A 15,858-nucleotide genomic window follows, 5' to 3' on the forward strand; every position below is an offset into this window, starting at 1 on the left:
TTTTTTGTGGTGATGAAGGTGCAATTGAGACTGACAATCGAGGATTCTTTCAAGAATACGAGAAAAATAAGCGAGCCTCCTCAGACAAAGGAGCGGTTTAACGGAAGATATGAGAGGCCTGGCAGAAGATACGAGTGGTTACAAAGGTATTCGAGAGGTTACTGGAATAAACGAGCGGTTTGGAAGCACAATCGAGCGGTCACAGCGATATGCGAGTGGTTCGGGCCAATAAACGAGAGGTCACGAATTCGTGTTATCCCTGGACCTCATGATATGCCTGCCATTCCAAAGGCTTTATTCACAAGCAGGTATGCTCGTTACGGCAAAAATAAAAAACCGGCACATGCCGGTTTTCCATTTTAAGCTTCCAAATGCGCTAATGCTCTCGCTACTTGTACTGTTCGTTTGGCTTGATGTTTGACTGCCGCTTGAACATCTTCGATCATTTTGCCATCTTGGCCGACCGTGACGCTTGTTCCATATGGATTGCCCCCCGCACCGAAAATGACTGGATCTGTATATCCCGGTGCTACTACAATGGCACCCCAGTGATACATGGTTGTATAAAGAGAAAGGATAGTCGCTTCCTGGCCGCCATGAGGATTTTGAGCGGATGACATGGCACTGACCGCTTTGTTGGCCAGTTTTCCCTTTGCCCAGAGACCGCCTGTCGTATCCAAGAAATTCTTCATCTGGCCTGGCATATTGCCGAAACGTGTGGGAACGCTGAAAATAATGGCATCTGCCCATTCAAGGTCATCCGGCTTTACTTCCGGTACATCCTTCGTTGCTTCCACATTCGCTTTCCATGCCGGATTTGATTCGATGGCTGCTTGTGGAGCTGTTTCGGCCGCCTTTAGAATCCGAACTTCCGAACCGGCTTCCTTCGCCGCTTCTGCCGCCCATTTTGCCAGTTGATAATTCGTACCGCCTGAACTGTAATACACGATTGCTGTTTTCACCATTTCACAACACCTCTATATTATATTTTTTTCATACCATTTTGCCGCTGCCGCTACTTCCGTCTGCGTCAGCGAATGTCCGTTCATTTCCCAATGAACCTCTGTTTGGGCGCCAGCTTCAGTGAGCAAGCTGTCCAAGTCCATCGTTTCTTGCGCAGGACAGATGGGGTCATTTTTTCCAGCTGTAATGAATACCGGAACACCCGTTAAATCAGGCAATCCGATGCCACGCCGGGGGACCATTGGATGATGCAATATCGCACCTTTCAATGACTTGGCATAATGAAACAACAAGCTTGCAGCGATGTTCGCACCATTCGAATAACCAATCGCTACGATATTTGATCTGTCAAAATGATATTCCGCCGCTGCCTCATCTAAAAAAGCATCAAGTTCCTTTGTCCGGAAAATCAAATCTTCTTCATCAAACACACCTTCTGCAAGCCGTTTGAAAAAACGCGGCATTCCGTTTTCCAACACATTTCCTCTGACACTTAACACCGAGGCTTCCTCGTCAATCATTCGCCCAAGTGGCAACAAGTCCTGTTCCGTTCCGCCAGTGCCATGCAATAACAATAGCGTCGGATGCTGCGGATTCCCCGCTTGAAAAATATGCTTCATTCATTTCCCCGCCTTTCACGGACTGTAAAGGGGATTAAGGCTGAGTTGAGCCGATCCCGGTATTGCTCATATTGTGGTGGCAGCATTAATGACGATCCCATAGTTCCAAGTGACTCATCGACAGCAAAGCCCGGGGGATCCGTTGCAATTTCAAATAAAATCTCACCCGACTCCTGAAAATAAATGGAATTAAAATAGTTCCGATCTTGAACAGGTGTCACATGGAAACCTTTCTGCCGTAATAGCTTGCTCCATTCTTGCTGATCATAATCATCGATGGCACGAAAAGCAATATGATGGACAACCCCAACTCCCATACTGCCGCGCCCTGTTGGTTTTAATTTCAGATCGACTTGATTCCCAATAGAGGCTTCGGATTGAAAACGGACCATATCATCCTCCTTGCCAATTTGCTCGAATCCCATTTCCAAAAGAAGTCCTGCTGTTTCCTCCGGGTTGGATGAAAGCAGAGTCGCGACCGCAAATCCATTGATCGCCTCTTTTGGAGATATGCCAGAGAATGACCATGAATTCACGGGGACATTTCCCCGTTCTACAAGCTCCAGTTGCAAGCCGTGCGGATCTGAAAATGACAAATACCGTTCGTTAAAGCGGCTCTTAATGGTAAACGGGATGTTTAAACTCTGTAATCGCTCTTCCCAAAATGAAAAGGATCCCTTTGGTATGGCGAATGCGGTTACTCCGACCTGCCCATCCCCGATTTTCCCTTGATACGCGCCCGCCCAGTTGAAGAACGTCATAATCGTACCGGGTTCACCGGCTTCATTGCCAAAATATAAATGGTACGTTCCTGGATCATCAAAGTTCACCGTCTTTTTCACAAGTCGCAGGCCTAACACGCCCGCATAAAAATCAGTGTTTTCCTGAGGATGGCCGACGATTGCCGTTATATGATGAATTCCTGCTGTTTTCTTCATGCTTTACACCTCGGATTTATCTCGAAATAAAATATCTTGAATTCGAGATAATAGTATCAAATTGAAAACTTCCTGTCAAAAAAGAAGTTTTCAATCATCCGCTCACTCAAAGTTCGAGCAACGCCAATAATGATAAGCGATAATATCGGACATGAAGGCAAGCCCTTTACTTTCCACTTGCAAAACCGGCTCCCATTCTCCATCGTGCCCACGGGATAAGTAAATCTCATGTTCTGGCGCAGGATCAAAATAGCCGGATATGTCAAACGTGCCATGGCGCCGTAGGACAGCCTTCACTTCATAATCGATGTTCGGGGCGGTCGTTAAAGGATTGCCGACCGAGTGCTCCAAAAGGAAACCAGATTCCTCCTTCTGATGATCTAACCTTTTTAATGTAATGCCGTCTGGTGAGGCGGTCTTCTTTTCCTTAAATTGTTTCAAGTAATCGTATGCAATCGAAGGGCCGACTTCCTTCGTAAACGTCATTGGATGTTTTTCCAGATCATAAGCCAGTTCGATATCAACCCGTGTACGAAACGATTCTCCTTGCGGATCAAAACCACGTCCGTCCCCATGAAAATAATGATTTGGCGACAGCATATTCGGATTTTTTATCCATTCCTCCCGCAGGAAAGTAGTGTAACGGAATTTCCAATGGTTAACCGGCTTCAACATTCGTTCTCTTTGATTAACGGGAAGAAGCAAGTCGTTCGGCTTTCCAATCCATTTAATCATCGTAAACGTTTCGGATGCTGTCTCCTTCTGGCTTGTCGACGGGTTCAATGCCCCATAAATCGTGGAAAACATGGATTTCACCGTAGTCAATTTTTCTTCAGATTCTACCAATGGCCGTTTTGCCCGAATGGCATATGCGTAAGACTGATCCAACGAAATATTCCGGTCGATATATCGGTTGGATTTGACCGTGTCCACCAGCTCGCCGTTTCTGAATACCTCGTATTCTTCTATATTCTTGATTCGTTCCCACGAAAGGGCGATTTGTGTTTTAGCCACAATGGTTGTCATGACTAGCGATTGTAACGGATTCTCGATATTTTTCTTTTCTGCGAAAGCAGAAGTTTGCATCGCAATAACATCTACAACTCCATTATTGACAACTCGTTCAATCGTATAATGATACAGTTTTCCATGTTTGAAGTCGCCGTCCTGAAATTCCGGCACGTTTCCTTCATATAAATGTTCGCCATCTTTGTATACATTGTAGAAGCCCCCGACATCATTCCATGTGAAGGAAATCAAATCATGTTCATGTTTTACATGCTTAACCTCAAAATTCATGGCTCATCCCTCCTTCTTACCATTGTGTTGTACTTTTCATGCCATTAAACATGAGAGCCGATCTAGTACGTCAATCCCCTTCTTCCCACCCTGCCAAACGTTATAACAGAGCCCCACAATGGGGTTACGCGTCCGATTTTCATATCCAAATGGACAAAGTACAGGCGCATGACATCTACATCATGCGCCAAAAATCATCTATTCAATTCTCTTAATTTCCTGCTCACCTCATGAAAGGCCGCATCCAATTCCTTATAGCGGTCACTTCCTGGCATCTCCATGCTTAATTGTCCTAAAACGGCTTGCAGCTCGGTTTCAAGACGCAGTCGATCCTCCGGTGTCTTCCTTTCCTCGGGAGCGTCTTTCCGATCCACCCATTCTTGAAACGTCACGGGCCGTTTCTGTACCGTGCCCTTCTCAAATAGCAGAAGGCCCTTCGCCAGTTTTTCGATGAAATACCGGTCATGGGAGGCAATAAGCAACGTGCCGGGAAAGGCTTCCAAAGTCTTTTCCAACTGCTCTCGTGAGGGCAAATCGAGATGATTTGTCGGCTCATCCAGCAACAACACATCGGTCCCTTGCAAGATAAACTGCATCAGCTTCACTTTAACCCGTTCGCCTTGGCTTAATTCGCCTAACTTCAACCCCCAATGGATCTCTGTCAAACCGAGATTTGCCAGCTGTGTCCGCAGCTTCCCCTGTTCTGCAAATGAATTCCGATGAAAATGCTCCGCCATCGTAATATCCTGCGGCAAATCTAGGACGGCCTGGCTCATATACCCGATAGATAATCCGTTAGATAGCCAGACCTCACCTTCACATACAGCGTTCCCGGTCAAAATGGAAAAAAGGGTAGATTTCCCGCTTCCATTTGGTCCAATCAGTGCCAGTCTCTCGCCCGCTTGCACAGTGAAGGAGACATTCGAAAAGAGCTGTTGATTACCGTAAGATTTTTGGACATTTTGCAGCTCCATGACGCGGTGCCCTTTTTTACGCTCTCCTTTGACATCAAACCATACGGTCGTCTCTTCGGCCGGTTTCTCCACCCGCTCTTTTGCAAGTTTCGCCCCCAGTCTTTTTTGCATCGATCGAATTTGGACATCTTTCTTCTTCGCTTTTACTCGATAATATTCTTTCGCTCCGCCCTTTTTGGTCGATTCGGCATGCGCCTTGGCGGACCATTCTTTCAGCTGGGCGATTTGTTCCTGCACTTGTTTAATTTCCCGTTGCTGTTTTTCATAGTGATGTACCTGAATGGCGTGCGCCTGCTCTTTTTTCTCACGGTAGCTCGTATAGTTCCCTGTATATACGGTCATCTTTCCATCTTCCAGCTCCAGCACATAATCCGCTGTCTGGTCAATGAAGTGGCGGTCATGGGACACAATGAGATAGGTCGCCTGCTTTTGATTGATCACACGAACGAGCTCCTCCAAACTTTCCGCATCCATATGATTTGTCGGTTCATCGAGCAATACGAGCTGGCTGTTTCGCGATAGAGCGGCCGACAAACGAATTTTCATCCGTTCGCCCCCACTTGCGGTCGCGTAGCGGACATGATCCGGAAGATGCCACTTGGAACGGTAAACATACATTTCCCCGGTGTTTTCCTGATCTCCTTCCTCCCGTTGCTCCTGTTTAAAATAAGTCAGGCTTGGGCGCGGCCCAACCCAATGCAGGGAACCGGAAGTAGGAGCCAGTTCCCCTGCCAAAATAGACAGCAGCGTAGATTTACCGGCTCCATTTGCCCCGACAATCGCAACGCATGCGTCTTGCGGAATCTCGGCTGAAACAGCATCCAATATCGTTGTTTCACCAATTTTATAGCTTATTTCTTTAATCTTTCCCAGTAGCATACACATTCCTCCTATTTGGAGGGACAAAAAAATCCCTCCGTATTGGAACGGAAGGATTAGTCAGGAAAAACACAAAGAAACCCCGTACAATAGGGCTGCTTTACGTATAAGTAAAAATGGACAGACTAATCCCGTTTTCCGTTCGGATTCAAATAAAATTTCGTCGGAAATTGAGATTAGTTAATCACTGTCCACCCTCAGCCCTTTCAATAAATAGTCTACATAGTTTACCATACTGGACGTGTAAAGTCATTATAATTTTCAGATATCAAAAACGAATGAGCTTACTTGTCCGCCGTACGGAAAAGCACTAGAGGACAACCAATTTTTTGGTACAGCATCCGTTCGATAGGCTTATATTGCATCATCCTGCCGGCTTCTCCTTGTATTAACTATAAAAAGTTGATAGGATAGCTTGCATCGGTGACCATACGAATAGGTAACCTACATCAGCCTGCACGGAACGCGACATGGAAGCCTGCGTTTTGGAATGCCATCGATGCATTCCACTCAGCAAAGGTTCCTTCTGGCTGAAACAAGTTAAGCCTTCGGTCGATGTTGTGACTCTAGTACATCGATGCGATACACTAAATAACCACGTTATTTCTAATGACGCCTCCCCTGTGACATAGAAATGGAACGGACTTTTCGTATTCTCACCGATGCAGAGCCTCTTTTTCAAGGGAGGCTCTTTTTAATTGGACTCCTCTGTCCAAATTCGCTTCATCTCTACTTGTCCATCTTTCTGCGTGACCTGATAGACATCCGGATTCGTTAACGCCTGCCATTCCTTAAACCCGATCCTTTCATCAAAGCAGCGAAGCAGTAATGTCATCAAGTTTCCATGTGTCACGATTACACTATGGGAACCATCCGGCAATTCGTCGACAACATCACATACCCGGCTCATCGCTTCGTTAGAAGACTCCCCTCCTTCATACGTAAGATTCAAATCAAGGAAAGTGTCCTCCAGTTTGATAAGCCAGTCTTCAAAATCATGTTCACTCAATGTTCTTTCCGCCAAACGGCTATCTTCTTCGTAATAAATTCCTTTTTGATCGGACAATGGCTGGGCAGTCATTCTGGCACGAAGAAAGGGACTCGTAATAATCCGATCCACTAGTTTATCTTCAAAAAAATCAGCCAGTTTGCTAGCTTGCATTACGCCATTTGCGGTCAGGTCAGCATGTGCAGACTGACCTTCCGCCTCGCAATGCCGTACAATATATATCGTTTTCTCCATGAGAAACGCCTCCTTTCTCATTATTTTCCCTTCTCTATTTCAGTAGAAACCTGTCAGGCTAATCTCGCGTGAATCAAGCTTAGACAAATACATTGCATAGACCTTTCTGTTCCAACCATCCTACGGAAAAGGAGGTTGGCTAAATCCATGGATAACGAAACGAATCGAACGGTTGCCGGCACGGATATTAACGAGGTCAAACGGCAAAATGCCAATTCCGGCCTGACCTATAACGAAGTGAAAGCATTGATTGCTAAAACCGGAGGAAAAGGGACGGGCGTCTACAGTGACACAAGCCCAGAGATGGTCAAAAAGCAAATCGAGCGAGATCAGTCATGAAAAAAGGGTTTCCAATATGACTTGGAAACCCTACTTATTATTTAGAAACCCTATCCTTATCCGTCACATACCGGTTGAGGAACTGGTTCATCTTTTGCTTGTAAGCATCCCCTGCAAGAGCAAACGACTCGCCATGATTCGCTTTCGCCACTAGGAAAATATCCTTTTCACTTGCCGTATTGCGATAAAGATCCTCTGCCATTTCAGTTGGCACGAACGTATCGCTTTTACCGTGGATATATAGGATCGGAATGCGCGTCCGTTTCACTTCCTTTAAGGCACTCGCCTCTCGGAATGAATAGCCGGCTCTGAATTTCGTTACCATGCTCGTTCCATCCAGCAACGGAAATGCAGGAAGATGGAACATCCTGTTCATTTGGTAAGTAAATAACGAATAGACCGACTCATACGGGCTATCCGCGATGATCGCCTTTACTTGGCGGGGAAGCTCTTCCTCTCCACTAGCCATTAATACCGTCGCGGCTCCCATCGAAAGCCCATGATAGGCAACTTCCGTGTCGGGCCCTAATTTCTTGACCAACTGATCCGTCCAATCTATTAAATCCAACCGGTCCGGCCAGCCAAAACCGTAATAATCTCCTTCGCTTTTGCCATGCCCTCTCGCATCCGGCATGAAGATGTTATACCCTAATTCATTATGATAATACTGTCCGAACAGCCCCATCTGTTTCGCATTGCCAAGATACCCATGTGTCAAAATGACCAGCTTTTTGGTAGGCTTGGCAGCTGGCAAATAGTATCCGGACAGTTGTAATCCATCACGCGACGTCAGGCTCATGCGTTCAAATTTCTGATCAGCGACCCACTGTCTCCAGTCACCTTTCAAATAAAGCTCAAGTGTTTGATCCGCTACTTCCAAGTCCGCATTTTTCTCTAAATACTCTTTCGGACCTCGCTTGATTGCCAGATCATAGAAGAAAAAACTACCTGCCACTTGAACTGCAAGAAACCCGATTGCCAATAGAATCAATATCTTTCTCCAATTGATTCGTATCGTACTCATTCCCCTTCACTCTGTCTTGTGACATTCTCGATGTCTAGCATTAATATACAATAAAAGTCAGCCGGAATAAATAAGATATTTGAAAATACACAAATTTGCCATGGAGAATTCAGGCGTATAAGATTCGTAACCACACGAACACTAAGGCAAGTAAAGGAGGAATCTGAGGATGGAGTATATATGGAAAACGCTTCTCATCTTTATTGTCGCTACTGTGCTTTTACGAATTAGCGGCAGAAAATCCATTTCCGAAATGACAGTCCCTCAAGTCGTCGTCTTGTTTTCACTTGGTACGTTAATCATCCAACCTGTCACAGGCCATGGTCTCTGGACTACATTCGGGCTTGCTGCCATACTCATCGCCTGCCTAATTATCACTGAATGGCTACAATTAAAGTTCGATAAATCAGAATCAATCATAACCTCTAAAGGCAAACCTATTATCATCAACGGTAAACTGCAAACAAAAAATATGAAAAAAATGAGATTGACGGTGGATCAGCTAGAAGCCCGACTACGCCAAGTCGGCATATCCGCCACTCAAGATGTCAAACATGCAACGCTTGAACCAAACGGACAACTGGGATATGAATTACAGGATGCCAAAAAACCCGCCACAAAAGAAGACATTCAAACGCTCATTCATTTAATACAGACCGGGGAACTCAAGCTACCGAGCGAAACACCATCAAACAATATCTTCGTTGAAACAATAACCAAACAATCCAGTAATGAGAGTGATTTCTTAAAATAAAAGTGAGCTCGTAGTATCTAACCGGCCAAAGATCGAACGCCAGGCAACGGCGTTCGATCTTGGATGCTAGATGACTGAATATCGGGTTGAACGCCAGTAAATCCAGATGAACGCCAGATTATTGAGCTCAACGCCAGTAATTCCAGATGAACGCCAGATTATTGAGCTGAACGCCAGTAAGTCCGGGTGAACGCCAGATTATTGAGCTGAACGCCAGTAAATCCGGGTGAACGCCAGATTATTGAGATGAACGCCAGTAAATCCAGACGAACGCCAGATTATTGAGATGAACGCCAGTAATTCCGGGTGAACGCCAGATTATTGAGCTGAACGCCAGTAATTCCGGACGAACGCCAGATTATCGAGCCGAACGCCAGTAAATCCAGATGAACGCCAGATTATTGAGCTGAACGCCAGTAATTCCGGGTGAACGCCAGTAATTCCGGGTGAACGCCAGATTATCGAGCTGAACGCCAGTAATTCCGGGTGAACGCCAGATAACTAGGACAAACGCCGTTGTCAGTTCTCTTGAAGCTACAGTATGGTTCGAGACGCCATATGATTACTGTCTTGCCCAAATTAATGGATACAAGAGCCATATTGGCAGCGGCTAGTGCCAGCTATTTTATCCGGCGCCTGAGCTGCTGCCTCTTCTCCAAATATATCCCTAACTATAGTTGCCTGCGCAACCGCCACTTTAACAATGCGGTGTGCAAAATGCACGCCATCCCAACCATTCATCACTCATTCTCTAATTCCTTTTTCCATTTTTCTTGCCATGCTTGCACGGCATCGTCAATTTCTTTCATTGCTTTTTCTGCTTCTTCGCCCTTTTGGTCTTTCAAGCCCACAAAATGTGCATCGCGCAGTTCACCCATCTGTTTTGCCAGTTCAATTACTTTACTTCCTTCTTCTTCATCGATTAACTTTTGATTCTTCAAGTAGTAAGCAGCATCCACAATCCGAATCCTTTCGCGGGTTGATAAATTAGAGAGTGGATCGTAGATGGCGTACAAATCTTCCCATTGGTGAACCATTTCATGCAGTTTCACGCCTTGTTGACTCAGGACTTGCATCATGCTTGGTTTCCATTTTTTAATTAACACGCCTTCGAATTCTGATTGGTTCCGAACAGTTGCATATTGCCCGCCGCCTGCTTCCGCAACTTGCTTCAATTGGGCTTGCCCTTCGTCGTCGACATCGAATCCAATAATATTTACTTTTGCTTCAATATCACTTACGTTCAATTGCTTTGCGGCTTCGACGGGATCTCCGCCGCACGTTTCTATCCCATCGCTGACAATGTAGACAATATTTCGGTATTCCTCCCTGTCGTAAGATGCCAGATAGACGGCCGCTTTTTCAATTGCACCGGCCAGTGGCGTCCAGCCGCTTGCTCCAAACGATTCCATTGCGTCATGAAACGAGTTTTTGTCATATGAGGAAAGCGGGTACACTTCATCTATAGCTCCGCAAGATAACCCCTTGTCCGCTTGCGTGCCTGCTCCTTTATGTCCATACGCAAAGAGCGCCACGTTCACTTCATTATCGAGCTGGCTCGTGAAGTTCTCGATAGCCTCCTTGGCCAGGTCCATCTTCACCCGGCCATCGACCTCTCCCTTCATGCTGCCGCTCGCATCCATAAGGATGACAACATTTGTCTTTTGCCTCTTGGCAATTTCGATTTCATCTTCGCCATCCGGCAGCTCCGGCATGACGTATCCGTGCTCATAAGAAGCCAGCTGTTCATAAAGTCCTTTATATTGCCCTGACCCGAGTTGAAAAACTAGGTAGTCATAAATTTCATCCGCCTCTGCCTCTGGATGGTCCTTGAAGTAAGAAGACAATTGTTCTTTCATCATGTCGCTAAACTCATCCTCGTAATACCGGAAATATTTCACATAATCTACCGTTCGGGCCGCCTCGATTTTCGGATCCATATTTTCCTCAATCAGTTTCCCTGCTGGTTGCTCGATCATTTCTTCAACTGTTCGAGCTGCTGTTGGGATCACTTCCTCCGCCACTTCAGCCACAGTGGATTCTGGCGCCGCTTCCACCTTTTTCGTTTCCTTCTGATCCGAACAAGCAATCAATCCTAAACAGCATATAATAAGCCACCCAACATGCCATTTCTTTGATTTCATGTAAACTCCTCCCCTATGAACATCTACACTTCACTACGGTTTATTGAAGAGATAAGTTCCTATGAGCAAGGACCCGAATTTACTAGTGGGCATTTCCGCCTCCCCTCAAAACCAAGTCTTCCACCTAACCTTTCTACAAAGAAATGTGAGAAAATAAGCCTGTTACCACATTACCAAACTGGGAGGGTATGTATATGACCAATCATTTGCAAGGAACTACAACATTGCATAACGGAGTGGAAATGCCTTGGTTAGGGCTTGGCGTGTTTAAAGTGCAAGAGGGACCGGAAGTAGTCGATGCAGTAAAAACGGCTATTCGCCATGGATATCGGAGCATCGATACGGCAGCCGTTTATAAGAATGAAGAAGGGGTGGGCCAGGCAATCCGCGAGGCCATTGAAGAAAACGGCTTGAAGCGCGAGGATTTGTTCATCACTTCTAAGGTCTGGAATTCGGATCAAGGGTACGACTCGACAGTTGAGGCTTATGAGATCAGTTTACAGAAACTCGGTTTGGATTATTTGGATTTGTATCTTGTTCATTGGCCTGTTAAAGGGAAATATAAAGAAACGTGGCGCGCGTTGGAAACACTCTACAAAGAAGAGAAAGTTCGCACGATTGGCGTCAGCAATTTCAAAGTTCATCATCTTGAAGATTTACTAGAAGATGCGACAATCATTCCGATGGTCAATCAAGTGGAATATCATCCGCAATTGACGCAAACGGAAGTGAAAGCATTTTGTGAAACGCATAATATCCGGCTTGAAGCGTGGTCACCGCTCGCTCAGGGTCAATTGCTCGACAATCCGGTCCTATCGGAGATTGCCAATACCTATAGCAAATCGGTCGCACAAATCATTATCCGCTGGGACTTGCAGAACGGCGTGGTGACGATTCCAAAATCGATTAACGAAAGCCGAATTGTAGAGAATGCCAATGTATTTGATTTCCAATTGACAGACGAAGAAATGGAACGGATCAACCAGTTGAACGAGGACAAGCGCGTTGGTCCCGACCCAGATCATATCGACTTTTAAGTATGGAAGACACCTTTGACGAGGTGTCTTTTTTCGTCTCACATTGAAATCCTTGTCATATGGCACGTCCTAAAATGATACGATGAAAGGCAAGGGGGAATGGCAATGAAACGCAAAATTGGCATCGCGATCGGGAGTCTGGCTGCTATCCTAGTGGTTGTCCTGGTCATTGCGGGCAATTATTTTTACAATCAAGGCGTGAAGCGCGGTACGGAAGTGGAGCTGCATACTGAGTCTGAGGCTGTGAATGCGGTGGCAAGTGATGCGGATCAACAGCTACTGCTTGAAGCAAAAGAGTGGTTTGATTCACAGGAACGCCTGCCGATAGAGATGAAATCATTTGATGGACTGCGGTTGCATGCGCAGTATATCCAACATGGGGATCGCTCAGATAAAGCGGTCATCCTGGCACATGGTTTCCGTAACTCAGGGGATAATATGGGCAAATTAGCGAAGATGTATTACGACCTCGGTTTCGACGTGTTACTGCCCGATGCACGGGGACACGGAAATAGTGAAGGCGAGTATATTGGCTATGGCTGGCACGACCGGCTTGATTATAAAGACTGGATCGATAACCTGATGGAAGAGCATGGAACGAAACAAATCATTTTGCATGGCAATTCCATGGGAGCCGCCACAGTACTGATGACGAGTGGCGAAAAGCTTCCTCCCGAAGTGAAAGGGATTGTCGCGGACAGTGCGTATAGCACCGTGAAAGAGGAACTGACCCATCAACTGAAATCCATTTACAATCTTCCATCGTTTCCGTTGCTGCAAGTGACAAGCATTGTAACCAAAATACGCGCCGGCTACACGTTTGAAGAGGCGTCTGCTCTTGACCAGGTGAAGAAGAATCAAGTTCCACTCCTGCTCATTCATGGCGACTCGGACGATTTGGTGCCGACAGAAATGGCCTATGAGCTGTACGACGCAGCAGGTGGCGAAAAGGAATTATGGATTGTGCCGAACGCCGGCCATACGAAGGCATTCGATAATGGAACAGCGGAATATGCTGAACGGATCCAAAGGTTTGTCGAGCATGTGTTAGCGCAATAAAAACCTAGACCTCTTCTGTACATTATATAAAAAGGAAAGCCACAAATCGACCGAGCCTGGTCCATTTGTGGCTTTTCCAAATCACTTCTTCTCGTTTTTCTTCAGTGCGTTATCTGCACGTTTAAAATCCTTGGCATATAGCACTTCCTGGGTGTCTCTCAATCCATTGTTCTTTTCGGTTAACCGTTCGTGAGGCTGCTTCTTTTCGTTCATGGCAAACCCTCCTTTCTGGCGACCTTCTTTATCGTTTTTCCGTTTTACCGCATGGCTAAACTTGTCCAGCTTCATCCTTTTAATGGAACAACCCGGACTCTCTTGATTTCCGCAGCAATTGATGCGTCTTCCGGTTAATCATTTCCTTTAAGAAGTAGCCGATGAAAAAGATGGCCATGCCTGTTAGAAGCAAGAAGGTAAAATCGGTCAACACCCGTTTCCAAACAATCCCGCCGACTGCTTCCCGCATCAGGTCGATGGCATAGGTGAAGGGCAGTCCCGGATTGATCCATTGGAAGAATTCCGGCAGCAGCATGACGGGATACGTGCCGCCCGAGCCGGCAATTTGAAGGACGAGCAAAATGATGGCAAGCGCCTTCCCGACATCGCCGAACAACGTGACGAGCGTGTATACGAGCGTCATGAAAATGACACTGATAAAGAGACCGAAGACAATAAACCATGCCGGGTTATTCGCTTTTACCCCTAACAGCGTCAGGTCTCCGACGGTGACAATTATCGTTTGAAGAAATCCGATTGTTAGGAAGGTCATCAGCTTGCCGACATAGACTTGGCGTGCACTCATTTCCTCGTGATTTTCCGCGTCCGTCGATAAGAGGGAAATTAATAATAGGCAGCCGACCCAGATGGAAAGCACCGTATAAAACGGCGTCATCCCGGTGCCGTAATTCTTGATTGGAAATAGCTTATTCTCATTCAATACGATGGGCTCTTCGAAAAAGCTCCTTTCTGCCTGTGGGTCATTTTGCAGCAGCTGAATGATTTCATTAATATCCGTTTCGCCTTTTAATTCCCTGATCCTGTTCGCCAAGCTTTTCACCTTTTCCGAGACATAGGGATATTCCGCCATCACTTGATCAAGCATGCCCTGTCCGTCCTTTAGATGGGTAGATGTGCTGGCTAGGACGCGTTCCACTACCGGAATCGTCGTTTGAATTTCAACGAGCATGGACCGTCCTTGCTGCAATGTGGCTTTCGCCCGTTTCACTTCGCTTCGTACGGTCGGTTCAATCGTCTGCTCATATTCGGCAATGAACTGATCGAGGCTAACGGAAACACGGCCTGAGATGTCTTGCAGGTCAGCAAGCGTTTGTTTCATTTGTTGCTCCTTGCCTTCCACGAGCCCATTCAATGTGCGTGCGTTCGTTTGGGCTTCTGTCATGAGAGCTTTAATTTCCCCTGTCCGGTCAATGGCATCCTGCAATCGTTTATCGCGTTCTGGATTTGCCGGAACGCTCTCCCCTTCCTCAGTTGGTTTTGACTCAGCCGCCATATCACGGAGCCATATAAGATCTGCCTGAATGGCATCTACTTTCCCAATAGCATTTGTCATTCGGGTGTCCACTCGTTCTTTTGCTTGGTCTAATTCGGTGAAATCGATTTGGGCATTCCCGACTTTTGTCAGAAAATCATTTGTTTCCTTCGATATTCGGGATGCTGTATTTAAATCTTGTTGAATAGTCGGGGCCATCTCGTTTAGTCTGGCTTCTGCTTGATTTAAAAAACCGAGAGTCCGGTCGATGGTGCCCAGCCCTTCTGAAACTGTCTGCTTCGCAACGGGCACTTTATTTTGCGCCTGGCGAATCAACTGGCGTGCCGACTTTGCATCATTCCGTGTGCCGACCAGTGTTTCATGAATGGCGGGCAGCTTCTGCTCTATATCAAAAATGTAATTTTCAAATCGCTCGATGTCCGGCAAGTCTTTCTGAATTTCGACTCCGAGTTGATTAAACAGGTCAAAAATAACCTCGTTCACTGTGGCAATAAACTGGCTGCTCACCTTCTCCACAATGACGCTGGCCCCTTTTTCTGTAATTTTCGGGGCAATGGAGTTCAATTTCTCATTTACGTAATAGTCGATTTGAGATTTTTCAGGCTCACCGGAAATAACCGTTCCAAGACGTTCCGAAAAATCTTCCGGTATGATTAAAACCGCAAAATAATCACCATATTCAATTCCATCCATTGCCTGCTCACGTGTCGTGAAGTTCCAGTCCATATCCCGATTGTGCTTCAAGGTGTCGACGAGCTGTCCTCCCACATCAATCGGTTCATCCCGTATGGTCGCCCCTTTGTCTTCATTGACAACCGCTACCGGCAACTGGTCTGTGTTCGCATACGGATCCCACGAAGCATATATATTCAGCCACGCATACAAAGAAGGGAGAATGATCAGCCCCCCGATAATGACCGCAGCGACCCAGTTGCGGCTCAAATTTTTTAAATCCGACATATAGATGGACCAGCTTTTGCGCACGTTGCCACCCTCCCCGTTTCCACTTTTCGCCCAAAGTATACCCTTCCTCCAGGCTGCCGAATCATGCACTGTTCCATGCCTGCAATTTGTATGG

Annotated in this window: 15 protein-coding genes; 4 read left to right on the forward strand and 11 right to left on the reverse strand. The window is 46.2% G+C overall.

What is annotated here, in order from left to right; translation table 11 throughout:
- Nucleotides 1-359 precede the first annotated feature (359 nt).
- The 6 genes from wrbA to NCCP2222_RS05800 form a co-directional block, all read right to left on the reverse strand.
- Nucleotides 360-965: an NAD(P)H:quinone oxidoreductase gene (gene wrbA / locus NCCP2222_RS05775; protein WP_248510434.1), complete on the reverse strand. Its 606-nt coding sequence runs from the start codon at nucleotides 963-965 to the stop codon at nucleotides 360-362.
- 12 nt (nucleotides 966-977) lie between these two features.
- Nucleotides 978-1,583 carry an alpha/beta hydrolase gene (locus NCCP2222_RS05780; protein ID WP_248510436.1) on the reverse strand — a complete coding sequence of 202 codons (606 nt, stop codon included), beginning with the start codon at nucleotides 1,581-1,583 and terminating at the stop codon, nucleotides 978-980.
- Nucleotides 1,580-2,521 (reverse strand): ring-cleaving dioxygenase, encoded by a 942-nt coding sequence (locus tag NCCP2222_RS05785; protein WP_248510438.1) that lies wholly within the window; start codon nucleotides 2,519-2,521, stop codon nucleotides 1,580-1,582. The genes NCCP2222_RS05780 and NCCP2222_RS05785 overlap by 4 nt, the downstream gene beginning before the upstream one ends.
- A 102-nt stretch (nucleotides 2,522-2,623) precedes the next feature.
- Nucleotides 2,624-3,820: a DUF3238 domain-containing protein gene (locus NCCP2222_RS05790; RefSeq protein ID WP_248510440.1), complete on the reverse strand. Its 1,197-nt coding sequence runs from the start codon at nucleotides 3,818-3,820 to the stop codon at nucleotides 2,624-2,626.
- A gap of 194 nt (nucleotides 3,821-4,014) precedes the next feature.
- Complete coding sequence (abc-f, locus tag NCCP2222_RS05795; RefSeq protein ID WP_248510449.1) at nucleotides 4,015-5,673, reverse strand: ribosomal protection-like ABC-F family protein; 1,659 nt, start codon at nucleotides 5,671-5,673, stop codon at nucleotides 4,015-4,017.
- 694 nt (nucleotides 5,674-6,367) lie between these two features.
- A complete protein-coding gene (locus tag NCCP2222_RS05800; RefSeq protein ID WP_248510451.1) occupies nucleotides 6,368-6,916 on the reverse strand; it encodes a histidine phosphatase family protein in 549 nt (182 codons plus the stop codon).
- Nucleotides 6,917-7,063: 147 nt separating this feature from the next.
- Between NCCP2222_RS05800 and NCCP2222_RS05805 the strand changes: the two genes are divergently transcribed.
- Nucleotides 7,064-7,255, forward strand: coding sequence for a gamma-type small acid-soluble spore protein (locus NCCP2222_RS05805; protein WP_248510454.1), 192 nt, complete (start codon nucleotides 7,064-7,066; stop codon nucleotides 7,253-7,255).
- Nucleotides 7,256-7,292: 37 nt separating this feature from the next.
- Here NCCP2222_RS05805 and NCCP2222_RS05810 read toward each other — a convergent pair whose 3' ends face one another.
- Entirely contained in the window at nucleotides 7,293-8,279 is a 987-nt protein-coding gene (locus tag NCCP2222_RS05810) for an alpha/beta hydrolase (RefSeq protein WP_248510456.1), read from the reverse strand.
- A 169-nt stretch (nucleotides 8,280-8,448) separates the two neighbouring features.
- Between NCCP2222_RS05810 and NCCP2222_RS05815 the strand changes: the two genes are divergently transcribed.
- Nucleotides 8,449-9,033 carry a DUF421 domain-containing protein gene (locus NCCP2222_RS05815; RefSeq protein WP_248510458.1) on the forward strand — a complete coding sequence of 195 codons (585 nt, stop codon included), beginning with the start codon at nucleotides 8,449-8,451 and terminating at the stop codon, nucleotides 9,031-9,033.
- 579 nt (nucleotides 9,034-9,612) lie between these two features.
- Here the strand turns inward: NCCP2222_RS05815 and NCCP2222_RS05820 are convergent.
- Both NCCP2222_RS05820 and NCCP2222_RS05825 read right to left on the reverse strand, forming a co-directional pair.
- Nucleotides 9,613-9,774 carry a hypothetical protein gene (locus NCCP2222_RS05820; protein ID WP_248510460.1) on the reverse strand — a complete coding sequence of 54 codons (162 nt, stop codon included), beginning with the start codon at nucleotides 9,772-9,774 and terminating at the stop codon, nucleotides 9,613-9,615.
- Complete coding sequence (locus NCCP2222_RS05825) at nucleotides 9,774-11,177, reverse strand: vWA domain-containing protein (RefSeq protein ID WP_248510462.1); 1,404 nt, start codon at nucleotides 11,175-11,177, stop codon at nucleotides 9,774-9,776. The genes NCCP2222_RS05820 and NCCP2222_RS05825 overlap by 1 nt, the downstream gene beginning before the upstream one ends.
- A 194-nt stretch (nucleotides 11,178-11,371) precedes the next feature.
- Here NCCP2222_RS05825 and NCCP2222_RS05830 point away from each other — a divergent pair, with 194 nt between their 5' ends.
- Nucleotides 11,372-12,214, forward strand: coding sequence for an aldo/keto reductase (locus NCCP2222_RS05830; protein ID WP_248510464.1), 843 nt, complete (start codon nucleotides 11,372-11,374; stop codon nucleotides 12,212-12,214).
- Nucleotides 12,215-12,319: 105 nt separating this feature from the next.
- The gene (locus tag NCCP2222_RS05835) at nucleotides 12,320-13,273 is read left to right on the forward strand and encodes an alpha/beta hydrolase (protein ID WP_248510466.1); all 954 of its coding nucleotides are present in this window, start codon (nucleotides 12,320-12,322) and stop codon (nucleotides 13,271-13,273) included.
- Between the two features lie 81 nt (nucleotides 13,274-13,354).
- Here NCCP2222_RS05835 and NCCP2222_RS05840 read toward each other — a convergent pair whose 3' ends face one another.
- A complete protein-coding gene (locus tag NCCP2222_RS05840; RefSeq protein WP_248510468.1) occupies nucleotides 13,355-13,486 on the reverse strand; it encodes a YfhE family protein in 132 nt (43 codons plus the stop codon).
- 79 nt (nucleotides 13,487-13,565) lie between these two features.
- Nucleotides 13,566-15,764 carry a YhgE/Pip domain-containing protein gene (locus NCCP2222_RS05845; RefSeq protein WP_248510470.1) on the reverse strand — a complete coding sequence of 733 codons (2,199 nt, stop codon included), beginning with the start codon at nucleotides 15,762-15,764 and terminating at the stop codon, nucleotides 13,566-13,568.
- Nucleotides 15,765-15,858: the final 94 nt, after the last annotated feature.

The organism is Sporosarcina sp. NCCP-2222, from assembly GCF_023168145.1.
GTDB lineage: Bacteria > Bacillota > Bacilli > Bacillales_A > Planococcaceae > Sporosarcina.

Bases quoted from the DNA above. Each gene is read 5' to 3' on its own strand.
- wrbA (WP_248510434.1), bottom strand. From the start codon at position 965: ATGGTGAAAACAGCAATCGTGTATTACAGTTCAGGCGGTACGAATTAT.
- NCCP2222_RS05780 (WP_248510436.1), bottom strand. From the start codon at position 1,583: ATGAAGCATATTTTTCAAGCGGGGAATCCGCAGCATCCGACGCTATTG.
- NCCP2222_RS05785 (WP_248510438.1), bottom strand. From the start codon at position 2,521: ATGAAGAAAACAGCAGGAATTCATCATATAACGGCAATCGTCGGCCAT.
- NCCP2222_RS05790 (WP_248510440.1), bottom strand. From the start codon at position 3,820: ATGAATTTTGAGGTTAAGCATGTAAAACATGAACATGATTTGATTTCC.
- abc-f (WP_248510449.1), bottom strand. From the start codon at position 5,673: ATGCTACTGGGAAAGATTAAAGAAATAAGCTATAAAATTGGTGAAACA.
- NCCP2222_RS05800 (WP_248510451.1), bottom strand. From the start codon at position 6,916: ATGGAGAAAACGATATATATTGTACGGCATTGCGAGGCGGAAGGTCAG.
- NCCP2222_RS05805 (WP_248510454.1), top strand. From the start codon at position 7,064: ATGGATAACGAAACGAATCGAACGGTTGCCGGCACGGATATTAACGAG.
- NCCP2222_RS05810 (WP_248510456.1), bottom strand. From the start codon at position 8,279: ATGAGTACGATACGAATCAATTGGAGAAAGATATTGATTCTATTGGCA.
- NCCP2222_RS05815 (WP_248510458.1), top strand. From the start codon at position 8,449: ATGGAGTATATATGGAAAACGCTTCTCATCTTTATTGTCGCTACTGTG.
- NCCP2222_RS05820 (WP_248510460.1), bottom strand. From the start codon at position 9,774: ATGAATGGTTGGGATGGCGTGCATTTTGCACACCGCATTGTTAAAGTG.
- NCCP2222_RS05825 (WP_248510462.1), bottom strand. From the start codon at position 11,177: ATGAAATCAAAGAAATGGCATGTTGGGTGGCTTATTATATGCTGTTTA.
- NCCP2222_RS05830 (WP_248510464.1), top strand. From the start codon at position 11,372: ATGACCAATCATTTGCAAGGAACTACAACATTGCATAACGGAGTGGAA.
- NCCP2222_RS05835 (WP_248510466.1), top strand. From the start codon at position 12,320: ATGAAACGCAAAATTGGCATCGCGATCGGGAGTCTGGCTGCTATCCTA.
- NCCP2222_RS05840 (WP_248510468.1), bottom strand. From the start codon at position 13,486: ATGAACGAAAAGAAGCAGCCTCACGAACGGTTAACCGAAAAGAACAAT.